Origin of the sequence: Exiguobacterium sp. SRB7LM (assembly GCF_015712685.1) — a bacterium.
GTDB classification, from domain to species: Bacteria; Bacillota; Bacilli; order Exiguobacteriales; family Exiguobacteriaceae; genus Exiguobacterium; species Exiguobacterium profundum.
In genome coordinates this window covers 2,462,754-2,478,535 of sequence record NZ_VWVR01000006.1, presented here as the reverse complement: position 1 = coordinate 2,478,535, position 15,782 = coordinate 2,462,754, and the positions used below count along the sequence as shown (strand labels likewise).

Below are 15,782 nucleotides of genomic sequence, written 5' to 3'. Positions count from 1 at the left end.
TTTTTAAACAGCTTAGAAAGCGTGGTCCATTTCCGTGGAAATAGAAAAAGAGAGCCCGGTGGCTCCCTTTCTTATGCTTCGTAAATATCACGCAAGATGACTGTCTGTTCACGAGCCGGTCCGACCGAGAACGTCAACAATTCGATTCCTGTCAATTCCTCGATGCGACGCACGTAACGCTGTGCGTTCTCCGGAAGGTCTTCAAAGCGACGAACCCCTGTGATATCCTCTGTCCAGCCAGGAAGCTCTTCGTATACCGGTACACACTTCTCAAGGACGCGGAAGTTCGGTGGATACTCGTCAAGATGCTTTCCTTCATACTCATACGATGTACAAATCTTGAGCGTCTCAAGACCAGTCAATACATCGATGGAGTTGAGGCAAAGATCTGTGATCCCACTGACGCGGCGTGAGTGACGCACGACGACCGAGTCGAACCAGCCGACACGGCGTGGACGACCTGTTGTCGTTCCATATTCTTTCCCGACTTCACGGATCGTATGACCGATCTCATCGTCGAGCTCTGTCGGGAACGGACCGTCTCCAACGCGTGACGTATATGCTTTACAGACACCAACCACGTGATGAATCTTCGATGGCCCGATTCCGGCACCACTCGATACGCCGCCTGATGCAGCATTCGACGATGTGACAAACGGATACGTTCCATGGTCGATATCGAGAAGGACCCCTTGAGCCCCTTCAAAGAGAACTTTTTTCTCTTCGTCGAGCGCATCGTTCAACACGACCGATGTATCACACACGTATTTCGCGAACTGTTGACCATACGCGTAGTATTCTTCAAAGATGTCATCGAACTCGATTGGATCGACTTCATACATTTTCACGAACATGCGATTTTTTAGTTCAAGTACAGTCTTTAGCTTCTCCGCAAACACTTCTTTGTCGAGAAGGTCGGCGATGCGAATCCCGATACGTGCCGCCTTGTCCATATACGCTGGACCGATTCCTTTCAGTGTCGTACCGACTTTCGCGTCACCTTTCGCCTCTTCTTCGAGACGATCTTGAAGCTGGTGGTATGGCAAGATGATATGCGCCCGGTTCGAGATCCGGAGGTTATCCGTGCTCACACCCCGTTCATGTAAGTAAGCGAGTTCTGTCACGAGTGATTTCGGGTTGACGACCATCCCGTTCCCGATGACACACGTCTTATCCGAATAGAAAATCCCAGACGGAATGAGGTGAAGTTTATATTTCGTATCATTGAAGACGATCGTGTGACCAGCGTTGTCTCCCCCTTGATAACGCGCGACGACTTCGGCTTGTTTCGATAAGAAATCGGTGATCTTCCCTTTCCCTTCATCGCCCCACTGCGTTCCCACTACGACTACTGATGACATAATGAATCCTCCTTATTAATCAACGTTCTGTTCAAACCATCCGTAAGTGTACACTTGAAAAGCAAGAAAGTCAATTGAATACCGAACGTTTTATATAAGATGTAACTATTCGTTCGTCATTTTGATCTAATCCTATACAAAAAAAGACACCACCGACGTTACATCGGTGGTGCGAAGGCTTGCGTCTCCATATTGACGAACTTGTTGTACTCTTTCCTGAAGGAGAGCTTGACCGTACCGGTCGGACCGTTACGTTGTTTCGCAATGATGATTTCAATCGTATTGGCGTCTTCACTCTCTTTATCGTAATAGTCATCACGATAGAGGAAGGCGACGATATCGGCATCCTGCTCGATTGCTCCCGATTCACGGATATCGGACATCATCGGTCGCTTGTCTTGACGACTCTCTACGCCACGTGAGAGCTGAGACAAGGCGATGACCGGTACTTGTAGTTCCCGTGCGATTGCTTTGAGCGTACGTGAGATTTCCGATACTTCTTGTTGGCGGTTCTCGCCCGGTTTCCCGTTCCCGACGATGAGCTGCAAGTAGTCAATCATGATCATCCCGAGACCATGTTCCTGCTTCAATCGGCGACATTTGGCTCGGATTTCGTTGACCCGAAGACCCGGTGTATCGTCGATGTAGATGCCTGCTTGGGAGAGCGACGACATCGCAAGGGAGAGACGACCCCAGTCTTCCGCTTCAAGACGACCGGTCCGGAGGCGCTGGGCATCGATGTTCCCTTCCGCACACAACATACGCATGACGAGTTGCTCGGCACCCATCTCCAAACTGAAGATGGCGACGTTCTCACCCGTACGGACCGCGACGTTTTGCGAGATGTTCAAGGCGAACGCGGTCTTCCCGACAGATGGACGGGCGGCCACGATAATCAAATCGTTTCGTTGGAAACCGGCCGTCATCTTATCCAAATCCGTGAACCCGGTCGCAATCCCGGTGATTTCACCGCTCGACTGATGCAGCTTTTCAATCGTCGAGTACGCATCGGATAAGACAGAACCAATCGGGTGGAAGCTCGATTGTCCTTTTCGCTGCGATACTTTTAGAATATTTCGCTCGGCATCAGATAAAACAGAATCCACCTCATCTTGACGCTCATAACCATCCGAGACAATGTTGGTCGCAGTTCGAATCAGGCGACGGAGTGCCGCCTTTTGGTCGACGACGTTCAAGTAATAGCCGATGTTCCCGATGGCGGGAACGGATTCCGCGACCTCAGCCAAATAGTTGAGGCCCCCGATTTCGTCCAAAATCCCTTGCGCCTGTAACTCGGAACTGAGCGTGACCAAGTCGACGAGCTCGCCTCGATCATTGATTTTTAGCATCGCTTCAAAGATGCGTTGGTGGCTGACACGATAAAAGTCGTCCGGGTCGACCCGCTCTGAGGCCGTAATCAACCGATCCGAATCGAGGATGATTGCCCCTAAGACGGCTTGCTCCGCTTCCACGCTATGCGGTGGTGTATTGACTTGAATCGCATCACTCATCCGTCTCTACCTCACCTTCAAGCTTCTTGTACATGTACATTCAACGTCGCGACGACGTCATGGTGCAACTTCACTGGCACTTTCGTGAAACCGAGCGCCTTGATCGGATGCTCGAGTTCAATTTTACGCTTATCAATTTTGTAGCCCATTGATTTAAGGGCATCCGCGATTTGCTTGCTCGTGACCGAACCGAACACGCGACCGCCTTCACCGGCTTTCGTCGTGACGGCAATCGTCTCTTTTTCAAGCTTTTCTTTGAGTTGTTTCGCTTCGTTCAACTCTTCTTCTGCTGCTTCTTCGGCACGACGTTCTTTAGCCGCGAATGCCTTCAAGTTTCCTGGTGTCGCTTCCACTGCCAAGTTTTTCTTGAACAAGACGTTCTTAGCATAAGCGTCTGCCACGTTTTTTACTTCTCCAGCTTTCCCTTGTCCTTTTACATCAACTTTCAAAATGACTTTCATTCTAATTCCTCTCCTTCAGTTTCATCTGTTACGTAATGATCGATTGACTCTTTCAACATGACGTTCGCTTGTTCGCGACTCACTTCAAGTTGCGTCGCCGCATTCGTCAAATGGCCACCGCCATCAAGCATTTCCATGATGACCTGGACATTGACGTCACCGAGCGACCTCGCGCTGATTCCCGTACGTCCGTCCGGTAAGACGGCGATGACGAACGAGGCTTTGACGCCTTCCATATTCAGCAACTGGTCTGCAGACTGAGCAATCAACACTTGATGGTGTGCCTCGTCGTCAGAAGCGACCGCAATCGCCATCCCACCTGCATAAATTTCGGTGTTTCTCAAAATCTGAGACTGCTCGATATAAGCATCGAGATCTTGTCTCATGAAGTGCTGTACGAGAACCGTGTCAGCACCTTGAATCCGTAAGAAGGATGCCGCATCAAACGTACGGGATCCCGTACGGAGCGTAAATCCTTTCGTATCGACCATGATCCCCGCGAGAAGTGACGTTGCCTCTAAAATAGAGAGCTTTCGACTTCCCGCCTGATACTCAATCAATTCCGTGACGAGCTCACTCGTTGATGATGCGTAAGGCTCCATATACACGAGAACCGGATCTTCGATAAACTCTTCCCCGCGACGATGGTGGTCGATGACGACGACCCGCTCCGACCGATCCAAAATGTCTTTTGAAATGACGAGGGACGGACGGTGTGTATCGACGACGACGAGTAATGTCTGTTCATCGATGAGTGGCTGCGCCTCATACTCGGTCAAGAATTGGCTGTATAACGAGTCATCGTTCTCTACTTCATGGACGAGCCGTTGAATGCCGACACTCGTCTCACCGGATGGAATGACGACATACGCCTCGCGCCCGACAAACTCGGCCAATTTCATGACACCGATGGAAGCCCCGAGCGAGTCCATATCTGGATTCTTATGTCCCATCACAAGGACACGGCTCGATTCCCGAATGAGGTCACGCATCGAGTTCGAGATGACACGTGCCCGGACACGAGTTCGCTTCTCGGTCGGATTTGTCTTCCCGCCGAAGAAACGAACTTTCCCATTATGACGCTTAACGACTGCCTGGTCACCACCACGGCCAAGTCCTAAATCTAGACTCGACTGAGAGAGATTACCGAGCTCCGTCAATGTCGTTTCACCGCACCCAATCCCGATTGATAACGTCAACGGGATTCTTTGTTCCTTCGTCGCATCACGCACTTCATCCAAGATTGAAAAGCGGTTGTTTTCAAGTTCAGATAGCGTCCGTTCATTCATGACGAGGAAAAAGCGGTCCGCAGCTGTACGACGCATGTAGATATGATGCCGCTGCGCCCATTGATTGAGGAGCACCGTCACCCGACGATTGACTTCACTACGGACCTGTTCATCCACCGCAGTCGACATCTCGTCATAGTTATCTAAATACAAAATACCGATAACCGTCTGCGTTTGAACATACTTTTGTTCCATCTCCGCTTCTTCGGTCATATCAAATAAATAGAGGGTTTGATGGATTTGATTGTAATAAACACGATAGACACGGTCACCCACTTCAATCGTGGCTTCATCCTCTTCTTCTTCAATCAATTCATCGAAGGCGGAATGGAGCGCATCAAGCGGTATTCCAATCGCCATATCGAGTTCGAAAATCAATCGTGATTGTTCGTTATACCAACTGATCCGTCGGTCCTGGTCAAAGACTAAAATCCCAATCGGCATCGTCGTCAATGCTTCTTTTCCGACCTCTTCGATTTGATGAGAGAGAGAGAGGACATACTGTTCCCAATTTTTACGCTCCCGTCGCATCGTCACTTGCTGATAGATGAAAAAAATCAGCGTGCCCATAAACAGGGTGATTGCCGCCACAATGTTGTAGAACGCCAATCCTAACGAGACAAGGAATCCAATCACGTATGGAATCATGTGCCGCGCGTATTGGTTCTTCACGGATGTTAATGCTTCACCACTGTGCATGTATGCCTCCTAAAATGAGTAATGTTCACCCATGGAATCGTAAAGGTTTCTGCTCTATCATACCATATTCGTCGGTTTCACTTACACACTTACAGACGAGATGAAATACAAAAAAACGACTTATCCAAGAGGATAAGCCGTTCGTCAAACAATTACTCTGCAACGTATGGAAGCAAAGCCATTTGACGTGAGCGCTTGATAGCGACAGTAAGTGGACGTTGGTATTTCGCTGAAGTACCAGTCACACGACGTGGAAGAATTTTACCACGCTCCGAAACGAAGCGTTTGAGCAATTCTACGTCTTTATAATCGATATGAGTGATGTTGTTCGACGTAAAGAAACATACTTTACGACGACGACGACCTCCTGGACGACGTGCCATGTGAAGACCTCCTTTATAGGTTAGTTTTTATTGTCCATGATGATTAGAATGGCAAATCATCATCTGACAAGTCGATTTTGCCGCCACCCGAGAACGGATCTGCGTCAAAACCTTTATTCGAATTCGAGGACTGAGATGAAGTCGAAGCGGCTCCTGCGCCCCATCCTGATCCACTTGATTCACCACCACCGAAGACATCTCCAGATGGTGCTTGCTCACGTTGCCCTGAGGCTCCGCGTGGTTCAAGGAAGCGTACGCTGTCTGCGACTACTTCTGCCCGGTAACGACGTTGGCCATCTTGTCCTTCGTAACTACTGATTTGAAGGCGACCGTCAACGCCGGCCATGCTGCCCTTTTTCAAGTATTGTGCTACGTTCTCTGCTTGTTTGCGCCAAACGACACAATCAATAAAGTCCGTCTCGCGCTTCCCATCTTGTCCAGCGAATGGACGATCGCAAGCGAGAGTAAGGCGTGTTACGGCGATTCCGCTCTGCGTATAACGCATTTCGGGATCGCGAGTCAATCGACCAACTAACACAACTCGGTTAATCATCTCCAAGCTCCCCTTTCACGATACGAAACGTTAAGGATTAACGCTCGTCTTTTGTTGTCATTTGACGGACAACGTCGTCAGAGATCTTCATGAGACGCTCTGTTTCTAAGATCGCTTTAGGTTCAGCAACGATGTTAAGAAGAACGTAGTGTCCTTCGCGCATCTTGTTGATTTCATAAGCGAAACGACGTTTACCCATGTCTGTTGTTTTTTCAACAGTACCACCGTTTTCAGTGATGACGTTGTTGAAGCGCTCGATTAAAGCTTTCTTCGCTTCCTCATCAACTGATGGACGGATAATGTAAAGAAGTTCGTATTTACGCATTATCTTTCACCTCCTCTTGGACTAACGGCCCCTACCGGTTGTAGGAGCAAGGAGCAAACAATTGTTTTACTCACGTCATAATATACTATCAAACTTCCTTAACTTTTACAATACGTTTCCGTAAATCAACTTATACGTTGAAGCGGAACGTGACAACGTCGCCATCTTGGAAGACGTATTCTTTTCCTTCTGAACGAAGTTTCCCTTGTTCTTTCACCGTCGTCATGTTTCCTGCTGCTGAAAGGTCGTCATACGACACGACCTCGGCACGGATGAATCCACGTTCGAAATCAGAGTGGATGACACCGGCACATTGTGGGGCTTTCATCCCTTGTTTGAACGTCCAAGCACGAACTTCCTTCTCACCTGCCGTGAAGTATGTCGCAAGGCCAAGTGTCGAGTAAGCCGCACGGATCAATTGATCAAGTCCTGACTCTTCGATCCCGAGATCTTGTAAGAACTCGAGGCGTTCTTCCGGTTCGAGTTCTGAAATTTCTTCTTCGATTCGTGCACAGATGACGATGACTTTCGACCCTTCTGTTGCTGCATGATCACGGACTGCTTGTACAAATTCGTTCGAATCGGCATCTGCCACTTCATCCTCACTCACGTTCGCCACGTAAAGCATCGGCTTCATCGTAAGCAATTGGAAGTGTTTGACGATCGCGAGTTGATCTTCTGATAATTCAGCGACACGTGCCGGACGCTCTGATTCAAGAACATCTCGCACGATTTCGAGTGCTTCGAGTTCTTGTACCGCACCTTTATCTTTTGCCTTCACCATTTTTTGAACACGTGCGATTCGTTTATCGACTTGCTCAAGGTCAGCTAAGATCAATTCAAGGTTGATTGTCGTGATGTCGTCAATCGGTGAGACACGGCCTGCGACGTGCGTGATGTTCTCGTCTTCGAAACAACGGACGACTTGGCAAATCGCATCCACTTCGCGAATGTTCGCCAAGAATTTGTTTCCGAGACCTTCACCTTTTGACGCACCTTTCACGATTCCAGCGATATCTGTAAACTCAAATGCTGTTGGTACCGTCTTTTTCGGTTTGACGAGTTCTGTCAATCGATCAAGGCGCGCATCCGGTACTTCTACGACGCCGACGTTCGGGTCGATCGTCGCGAACGGATAGTTGGCCGCCTCGACTCCTGCTTGTGTAATCGCATTAAACAATGTCGATTTCCCGACGTTTGGCAATCCGACAATTCCTGCTGTTAATCCCACTAGTATTTCCTCCTCATCCGGTGTTTCCCGGGAAATGTTAAGCCGTCTGTGGAGTGGGTACATTCAGTACACCACACCGTCACATCCTTCACAATTATAGATAGTCCACGATTAAACCGCAACTCACGTTCATAACCTAAAGAAAAACGCCGCTTATTCGGCGGCGTTCCCTTGTTCAAGCACTTTCTTGAATCGCTTATCAAAATCACGGCGTTGCATGAGCACACTGGCTCCGCAGCCTTGGCACTTGATCCGAATGTCCATCCCGACACGCGTGATTTGCCAGCGGTTCGTTTTGCAGGCATGTGGTTTTTTCATTTCCACAATATCGTTCAATGCATAGGTTTTACTTTGCATTTTCTGCTTCTCCTCCTTTAGGAGCCGAGTTCGGTGGCATCATGACCGTACGTGGGTATGGAATTTCAATCCCCCGCTCGTCAAGTCCAGCCTTTAACTCTTTATGCAAAATTCGACCAGCTGCGAAGTGCTGGGTCGGCGGGACTTCCGCCATTAATCGGTACACCACTTCCGACGGTCCGAGCGACTGCACTCCAGCTAAGTCGATTGGCTTGATGAACAAGTCGTGATAGCGTGCTTCGACCGTTTTCGCAATTTCCTTGAGCGCTTGCTCTACTTTTGACATATCTTCTTCGTACGCAACCCCAATATCGACAACAGCGACGCTGTTTTCAAGCGAGTAGTTCGTCACTTGTAAGATTTGTCCGTTCGGAATAATCGTCACTTGCCCGTTTAATCCTTTTAACTTCGTCGTCCGGATTCCGACCTCGATGACCGTCCCGTCGACTTGTTGGTTCAAATTGACGTAATCCCCGTTCTTATATTGGTTTTCAAAGATGATGAACGCCCCTGTGATGACGTCTTTCACCAAACTTTGTGCCCCGAATGAGATTGCAAGACCTGCGACCCCGGCTGATGCAATCAAACCGGCGATATTCACACCGAATTGTCCGAGCACCGTCAAGACCATAATCAACCCGATCACATAGCGGATTGTGTTTTGGGCTAATTTTAATAACGTTTCATTCTGTCGCTGGGCGACGATATCATGTTCTTTTATTTTGCGGAGCGTAAACACGCGCTCGACCATCGTCGTCAAAATGCGTGTTGCGATATATAAACCAAGGATGATGAGCGCCACACCGGCGAGCTTGATCCCTAAACCAATCCACATGTCTGTATCTTTAAAGTACTCCACGAATCGGTTCACGCTGTCGATTGTCTCATCGGCAACCGTATTTAAATCTTTTTCTGTATTTTGCGAAGCCATCTTTTCACCTCAAAGTCGTAGATTCTAAATCATCAAAACATATTTCACGACTTTTCTCAAACACTGCATTCGGAAGTTAGAAGTTTTCCACTTTTGGGAATGGGTTAATACGAGATCAATCCCCCAACTGCAACTAGGAATAGGCAGCTTAGAAGAGAGGATGAGATTCATGCCGTTTCGCTTAAAACCTCATAAACCATACTCTTTCTTCATTGAACACACTGAGCGGAGTGGATCCAGATTGCTTGCGGACCAGCTTCATGAACAGTTGGTCAATGAAATCCATCGCCCCATCGTCCTTGTTTGCATCGGTTCGGACCGTTCGACCGGTGATTCACTCGGTCCGCTCGTCGGAACGTTTTTAGAAGAACGTCATATCCGAAATTTACATGTATACGGCACATTAACGAAGCCTGTACATGCACTCAATTTGGTGGAAACGTTACATGAGATTCAAACGCGCTTCCATCAACCGCTCATTATCGCCATCGACGCCTGTCTCGGACGTTTATCAAGTGTCGGTTATGTCTTCTTTTCGGAAGGTCCGCTCGCTCCAGGGGCCGGTGTCCAAAAAGAACTTCCGGCAGTCGGCGCTTACAATATTAAAGCCGTCGTGAACGTAAGTGGATTCATGGAGATGATGATTCTACAGAATACCCGTCTCCATCTTGTATATGAACTCGCACGTTTCATCACAGACGGATTCGCCGATTTTGATACACGGATCGGGCGCCTGCATCACGAAGAGGCGGCCATCACGCGTCTTCGTCAGTCACGAGATGAATCAAAGTCTTGAGGCGATAATAACGTCAACAATTGTTCCAAGTCGTCTTGTGAAAAATACTTCAACTCGAGGACGCCGCCTTTTCGGCGCGGACGAATCGACACATCCATCTGAAGACGCTCCGCAAGCACCGCTTCGACCGCTTCGATATCGGCGTTCGATCGCTTCAGCGTCTTTTTTTCTGTGCGCTCTTTTTGTAAGTAACGCTCGAGGCGACGGACCGTCCAATGCTCGGCAATGACCCGTTTCGCAATCTGTTCCATCGCTTGTTCCGATTTCATACCCGTGATGGCACGTGCATGTCCCATCGTCAAATCTCCGACCATGACCGCATGCTGGACGGCACTCGGCAATCGAAGGAGGCGAAGACTGTTCGTCACATGACTGCGGCTCTTCCCGACGCGATCGGCCAACTGTTGTTGCGTCAGACCTAGCGTCTGCATCAACTGTTCATAGGCGACAGCCTCTTCGATGGCATTCAAGTCTGCCCGCTGAATGTTTTCAATCAGCGCCAACTCCATGACGCGATCGGAGTCCGCCGTGACGACGAGGGCAGGAATGTCTTCTTTCCCAGCGAGCTTCGCCGCCTGAAACCGTCGTTCCCCGGCAATGATTTCATAGTATCCTGTCGCTTTTCGAACGACGATTGGTTGTAGGACGCCATATCGCTCAATGGATTGACGCAACTCTTCTAATTTTTCCACCTCAAATTGTTTCCGGGGCTGATTCGGGTTTGGGCGAATGAATTTTAATGCTAATCGTTCCATCTACAAACCTCCTTCATTGTATAAAAAAGCACGGACTCATTTTTGAGGCCGCGCTTTCGGGATGCGAATTCGAATTTCAACAAATTCCTCTTCGTCTACTTCTTCAGTTTGGACGTCAATCCCTGTTTTCCCAATCAAATCGATTGAGTCACGAATCGTGTTGATGGCGATTCGCGTGTCACGCGCAAAACTTTTCGTCCGACGACGTTGTTTTTTCGGCTTTCGCTTCTCTTCTTCAATCGGTGTTGTTAAAAAGGCGACGCGTTCTTCTGTCTCCTTGACGTTAAAATCCTGTTCTAACACTTCTGCGAGCACTTGAAGTTGCAATCCTTCTTCCTTCAACGGCAACAACGCACGCGCATGTCGCTCGTTGATCCGACGATCGCGAAGCGACTGCTTCACATCCTCCGGCAATTTTAACAAGCGCAACTTATTGGCGATCGTGGATTGACTCTTGCCTAGACTCTTCGCGAGCGCATCTTGCGTCAAACCGTTCAAGGCGAGTAAACGATCATATGCTTCCGCCTCTTCAATCGGGCTTAACTGCTCACGCTGCAAGTTTTCAATCAAGGCGAGTGCAGCCGTCGTATCATCGTCCATATCGCGAACGATTGCCGGAATCGCTGACCAACCAAGCGATTTCACCGCACGGAAACGACGCTCCCCGGCAATGATTTCATAGCAGTCCCCATCTGCCTTTCGAACCACGATTGGTTGAAGGAGTCCATGTTCCGAAATCGTCGTTGCCAACTCTTCAATTTTTGCCGGTTCGAACACTTTACGCGGTTGATAACGGTTTGGACGCAACCGTGATAACGAGAGTTCTTGTACCGTGTCATCCGCTCGAACTTCCGCAATCTGCGTCACGGCAACTTCGTCTTTTCGATTCACACCGAACAATTTCGCAAATCTATTCTTCAACGTCGGGCACCCCTTTATGTAAAAAAATAAGCAGACTCCACCACTGGAATCTGCTTTTGTTTCACGTGAAACGACATCATCAGATAAGTGGCTCTTTCGCCGGTGTCCCCGCTTTACGCGGATATTTCCCGGGCGTTTTTCGTAGTTTATCTACAACTACGATATTACGCTCACTCATCTCTCCTGGCAATAGGAACTGGTGTGTCGCTTTTTCTTTCCCACCTAGAACGGCTAAAGCGTTTTTGGCGTCTGCCATTTCGTCAGAAACCTTGGCCGCTTTAAGCGCAACGAAGCTTCCGCCTACTTTCGCGAGTGGCAAACAGTATTCTGCCAACACGGTCATGCGGGCAACCGCACGTGCTGTGACGACGTCAAACTGTTCGCGGAACTTTTTATTTTTTCCGAACTCTTCGGCACGACCATGATGGAACGCGACACCTTCGAGTCCGAGGGCAAGGGCCAACTCGTTCAAAAAGGTGATGCGTTTGTTTAACGAATCGATGATCGTGACGTGTAAGTGTGGGAATAAAATTTTGAGCGGAAGACTTGGGAATCCGGCTCCTGCCCCGACATCACATACGGTTTCGACTTTCGTGAAATCGAAATGAAACGCTGCGCTGAGCGAATCATAGAAATGCTTCAAATATACTTCTTCTCGGTCCGTGATGGCCGTTAAGTTCATTTTCTCGTTCCATTCGACGAGCATTTCGAAGTAACGCTTGAACTGACTGAGTTGTGTCTCACTCAGCTCAAACCCTTCAGCTCGTAACGCTTCAATAAATTGAGATTCGTTCATCGTTTCACTCCACCGTTGCGTATTGTCCTTGTTCGATATAGACGAGCAAGATTGACACGTCTGCTGGGTTTACGCCTGAGATACGAGACGCTTGACCGATCGAAAGAGGACGAACTTGTTTTAGTTTTTGTTTCGCTTCTGTCGCGAGACCACCGATCGCATCGTAATCCAAGTTTTCCGGGATTCGTTTTTCTTCCATGCGACGCATCTTCTCGACTTGTTCAAGCTGTTTGGAAATATAACCTTCATACTTCACTTGAATCTCGACTTGCTCTTTCACTTCATACGACAATTCTTCCGTTGACGGAACGACCGTCATGAGTGCTTCATAAGATACTTCCGGACGTTTCAACAAGATGTTGGCATGCGTCGCTTCTTTAAGCGGGTGCGCACCAACCGATTCGAGCATCGCATTGACTTCAGGTGTCGGTTTGACGACAAGTGACGCAAGTCGCTTCACTTCTTTTTCAATCGCTACACGCTTCTCGTTGAGGTGAGTGTGACGATCTTCTGAAAGTAAGCCGATCTCATACCCGATGTCGCTGAGTCGCAAGTCCGCATTGTCATGACGCAACAAAAGACGGTATTCGGCACGTGATGTGAGAAGGCGATACGGTTCATTCGTACCTTTCGTCACGAGGTCATCGATTAAGACGCCGATGTACGCTTGCGAACGGTCCAAGATGACCGGATCTTTTCCGAGCACTTTGCATGCGGCGTTGATTCCCGCCATGATGCCCTGTCCAGCCGCTTCTTCGTACCCGCTCGTCCCGTTGATTTGTCCCGCTGTGAAAAGACCTGGGACAGCTTTTGTTTCGAGAGTTGGCCAAAGCTGTGTCGGTACGACCGCATCGTATTCAATCGCATAACCGGGACGCATCATCTCTGAATTTTCAAGACCCGGGATCGTGCGAAGCATCTGATGTTGCACGTCTTCTGGCATACTCGTCGAAAAGCCTTGGACATAGATTTCTTCCGTATCGCGACCTTCTGGCTCTAAGAAGATTTGGTGACGCGGTTTATCATTAAAGCGAACGACCTTATCTTCGATTGATGGGCAATAACGGGGTCCCGTTCCTTTAATCGCACCCGAATACATCGGTGAGCGATGCAAGTTCTCATCAATCAATTGGTGTGTACGTTCGCTCGTGTACGTGAGCCAGCACGGGATTTGTTCGATCGGATCCAAGTCCGTCGAGGTGTACGAGAAGAATGATGGATTCTCGTCCCCTGGCTGAATCTCCGTCTTCGAATAATCAATCGTCTTGCCGTCGATTCGTGGCGGTGTTCCCGTTTTGAATCGAACTAAGTCGAGACCGAGCTCTTCAAGATGCTTCGATAGCTCGACCGATGGCATTTGGTTGTTCGGACCACTCTCGTAAGCCAATTCCCCGATGATGATTTGACCACGCATGAACGTTCCCGTTGTGACGATGACCGCTTTCGCGCGATATTCTGAACCTGTGTTCGTTACCACGCCACGTACTTCTCCGTCCTCAATCAACAAGCGCTCGACTAGCGCCTGACGAAGCAGCAGATTCGGCTCATCTTCTAGCACTTTCTTCATATGATTTTGGTATTGGAATTTGTCCGCCTGTGCACGTAGCGCACGTACCGCCGGCCCTTTCGATGTGTTGAGCATCTTCATTTGGATGTATGTCGCGTCAATCGCACGCCCCATCTCGCCACCGAGCGCATCGATTTCACGTACGACGATCCCTTTCGCCGGCCCACCGATTGATGGGTTGCAATACATGAATCCGACCATATCAGGGTTCATGGTGAGCATCGCTGTTTTCGCGCCCATTCGAGCCGATGCGAGTGCTGATTCAATCCCTGCGTGTCCGGCCCCGATGACGATGACGTCAAATTCGCCTGCCGTATAAGCCATATTCGTTCCTCCTTATTATTTCCCAAGACAAAACTGTGAAAAGAGCTGATCAATCAAGCTCTCCTGTACGGTATCTCCATTGATTTCACCGAGCGTATCCCACGCACGACGTAAATCGATTTGAACCATGTCGATCGGCATATTCATGACGGCACTACCGAGCGCCTCATCAATTTGACCAATCGTTCGTTTGATTAACTGAATGTGTCGAGCGTTTGAAATATACGTCATATCCTGTGACTCGACACCTTTTGCGAAGAATAGATTTGCGATGGCCGCTTCAAGGGCATCGATTCCTTCATCTAGCAAGAGAGATGTCGCCACAATCGGACGTCCTGCCGCTAGTTTCTCTAGCTTAGAAGAATCCATGTTTTGTGGCAAGTCTGTCTTGTTGATGATGATGATGGCATTCATTCCTTTAACTGCCTCAAATAACGCCTCATCCTCGACAGTCAATCCCTCATGTCCGTTCAAGACGAGAAGGACCAAATCTGCCGCTTCTAACGCTTTTCTCGACTTCTCCACACCGATTCGTTCCACGATATCTTCCGTTTCGCGAATACCTGCCGTATCGATCAATTTGAGCGGAACACCTTTCACGTTGACGTATTCCTCAATCGTGTCACGTGTCGTACCGGCAATTTCAGTGACAATCGCTTTTGTCTCTTGAACGAGCGTGTTCATCAAAGAAGATTTTCCGACGTTCGGTCGACCGATGATTGCCGTGGCCAAGCCTTCACGTAAGATTTTCCCTTGTCGCGCTGTCTCGAGTAACTGTTCGAGGACACGTTTGACCTCGCCCGCTTTCTCTTCGACGATGGCCTGGGTCATCTCTTCTGCGTCATATTCTGGATAGTCGATGTTGACCTCGACCGCCGCAATCGTCTCGAGCAGTTGTTGACGTAACTCGCGAACGAGGCGTGACAAACGTCCTTCCATTTGCGCCATCGCAACGTTCATTGCCCGGTCCGTCTTCGCGCGAATCAAATCCATGACCGCTTCCGCCTGAGATAAATCGATCCGACCATTTAAAAAGGCGCGCTTCGTGAACTCGCCCGGTTCTGCTAGGCGGATGTCGGGTTGATCGAGAATGAGCTCAAGGACACGATTGACCGCTACGACGCCTCCGTGACAATTGATTTCGACGACATCTTCTCGCGTAAACGTCTTCGGCGCGCGCATAATACTGACCATGACTTCATCGACGATTTCGCCCGTATTAGGATATTTTAACGTTCCATAATGAATCGTATGTGAATCGACTGTTGTTAAGTCTTTCCCAGAAAACACATTGTTCACCGTTTCGACCGCCAAATCGCCCGATAGTCGGACGATCCCGATGGCACCTTCACCCATCGGCGTCGAAATCGCTGTAATCGTGTCAAACTCTAGCATCTTTCTCCCTCCAAACCTAAACATCTTCTTCTATCATATGCATAACGAACCTACTATACACGATATTCGACTTGAACGAAAGAGTTGGACCATTGATAAAGTCATTGCCATTCGACTCATCGTTTTC

The 15,782-nt window shown here is 48.9% G+C and carries 16 protein-coding genes; 1 reads left to right on the top strand and 15 read right to left on the bottom strand.

The window, feature by feature from the left end; genetic code table 11:
• Nucleotides 1-71: 71 nt before the first annotated feature.
• The 10 genes from F3H97_RS13495 to F3H97_RS13450 all read right to left on the bottom strand — a co-directional run bounded on the left by F3H97_RS13495 (nucleotide 72) and on the right by F3H97_RS13450 (nucleotide 9,101).
• The gene (locus F3H97_RS13495) at nucleotides 72-1,361 is read right to left on the bottom strand and encodes an adenylosuccinate synthase (RefSeq protein ID WP_078145962.1); all 1,290 of its coding nucleotides are present in this window, start codon (nucleotides 1,359-1,361) and stop codon (nucleotides 72-74) included.
• A 158-nt stretch (nucleotides 1,362-1,519) separates the two neighbouring features.
• Nucleotides 1,520-2,872, bottom strand: a complete 1,353-nt coding sequence (dnaB, locus tag F3H97_RS13490) for a replicative DNA helicase (protein ID WP_015880235.1) — start codon at nucleotides 2,870-2,872, stop codon at nucleotides 1,520-1,522.
• A 17-nt stretch (nucleotides 2,873-2,889) separates the two neighbouring features.
• Nucleotides 2,890-3,333: a 50S ribosomal protein L9 gene (gene rplI / locus F3H97_RS13485; protein ID WP_159563195.1), complete on the bottom strand. Its 444-nt coding sequence runs from the start codon at nucleotides 3,331-3,333 to the stop codon at nucleotides 2,890-2,892.
• Nucleotides 3,330-5,321: a DHH family phosphoesterase gene (locus tag F3H97_RS13480; protein ID WP_196431646.1), complete on the bottom strand. Its 1,992-nt coding sequence runs from the start codon at nucleotides 5,319-5,321 to the stop codon at nucleotides 3,330-3,332. The genes rplI and F3H97_RS13480 overlap by 4 nt, the downstream gene beginning before the upstream one ends.
• 152 nt (nucleotides 5,322-5,473) lie before the next feature.
• Nucleotides 5,474-5,704 (bottom strand): 30S ribosomal protein S18, encoded by a 231-nt coding sequence (gene rpsR / locus F3H97_RS13475; protein WP_015880232.1) that lies wholly within the window; start codon nucleotides 5,702-5,704, stop codon nucleotides 5,474-5,476.
• Between the two features lie 43 nt (nucleotides 5,705-5,747).
• Nucleotides 5,748-6,257 carry a single-stranded DNA-binding protein gene (gene ssb / locus F3H97_RS13470; protein ID WP_015880231.1) on the bottom strand — a complete coding sequence of 170 codons (510 nt, stop codon included), beginning with the start codon at nucleotides 6,255-6,257 and terminating at the stop codon, nucleotides 5,748-5,750.
• Nucleotides 6,258-6,294: 37 nt separating this feature from the next.
• Entirely contained in the window at nucleotides 6,295-6,582 is a 288-nt protein-coding gene (gene rpsF, locus F3H97_RS13465) for a 30S ribosomal protein S6 (protein ID WP_015880230.1), read from the bottom strand.
• Nucleotides 6,583-6,712: 130 nt separating this feature from the next.
• On the bottom strand, nucleotides 6,713-7,813 hold the full coding sequence (gene ychF / locus F3H97_RS13460) for a redox-regulated ATPase YchF (protein ID WP_031424089.1): 1,101 nt from the start codon (nucleotides 7,811-7,813) through the stop codon (nucleotides 6,713-6,715).
• A 153-nt stretch (nucleotides 7,814-7,966) separates the two neighbouring features.
• Nucleotides 7,967-8,170: a DUF951 domain-containing protein gene (locus tag F3H97_RS13455; RefSeq protein ID WP_047795718.1), complete on the bottom strand. Its 204-nt coding sequence runs from the start codon at nucleotides 8,168-8,170 to the stop codon at nucleotides 7,967-7,969.
• On the bottom strand, nucleotides 8,160-9,101 hold the full coding sequence (locus F3H97_RS13450) for a mechanosensitive ion channel family protein (protein WP_074035244.1): 942 nt from the start codon (nucleotides 9,099-9,101) through the stop codon (nucleotides 8,160-8,162). Before F3H97_RS13450 ends, F3H97_RS13455 begins: the two co-directional genes overlap by 11 nt.
• 169 nt (nucleotides 9,102-9,270) lie before the next feature.
• Here F3H97_RS13450 and yyaC point away from each other — a divergent pair, with 169 nt between their 5' ends.
• The gene (yyaC, locus tag F3H97_RS13445) at nucleotides 9,271-9,897 is read left to right on the top strand and encodes a spore protease YyaC (protein ID WP_078145959.1); all 627 of its coding nucleotides are present in this window, start codon (nucleotides 9,271-9,273) and stop codon (nucleotides 9,895-9,897) included.
• Here the strand turns inward: yyaC and F3H97_RS13440 are convergent.
• The 5 genes from F3H97_RS13440 to mnmE form a co-directional block, all read right to left on the bottom strand.
• Nucleotides 9,870-10,652, bottom strand: a complete 783-nt coding sequence (locus F3H97_RS13440) for a ParB/RepB/Spo0J family partition protein (RefSeq protein ID WP_031424085.1) — start codon at nucleotides 10,650-10,652, stop codon at nucleotides 9,870-9,872. The genes yyaC and F3H97_RS13440 overlap by 28 nt on opposite strands.
• A 36-nt stretch (nucleotides 10,653-10,688) precedes the next feature.
• Nucleotides 10,689-11,573, bottom strand: a complete 885-nt coding sequence (noc, locus tag F3H97_RS13435; RefSeq protein WP_015880224.1) for a nucleoid occlusion protein — start codon at nucleotides 11,571-11,573, stop codon at nucleotides 10,689-10,691.
• Between the two features lie 79 nt (nucleotides 11,574-11,652).
• Nucleotides 11,653-12,369: a 16S rRNA (guanine(527)-N(7))-methyltransferase RsmG gene (gene rsmG / locus F3H97_RS13430; protein WP_015880223.1), complete on the bottom strand. Its 717-nt coding sequence runs from the start codon at nucleotides 12,367-12,369 to the stop codon at nucleotides 11,653-11,655.
• Nucleotides 12,370-12,373: 4 nt separating this feature from the next.
• The gene (mnmG, locus tag F3H97_RS13425) at nucleotides 12,374-14,260 is read right to left on the bottom strand and encodes a tRNA uridine-5-carboxymethylaminomethyl(34) synthesis enzyme MnmG (RefSeq protein WP_074035252.1); all 1,887 of its coding nucleotides are present in this window, start codon (nucleotides 14,258-14,260) and stop codon (nucleotides 12,374-12,376) included.
• 15 nt (nucleotides 14,261-14,275) lie between these two features.
• Nucleotides 14,276-15,655 carry a tRNA uridine-5-carboxymethylaminomethyl(34) synthesis GTPase MnmE gene (mnmE, locus tag F3H97_RS13420; RefSeq protein WP_031424082.1) on the bottom strand — a complete coding sequence of 460 codons (1,380 nt, stop codon included), beginning with the start codon at nucleotides 15,653-15,655 and terminating at the stop codon, nucleotides 14,276-14,278.
• Between the last annotated feature and the right edge of the window lie 127 nt (nucleotides 15,656-15,782).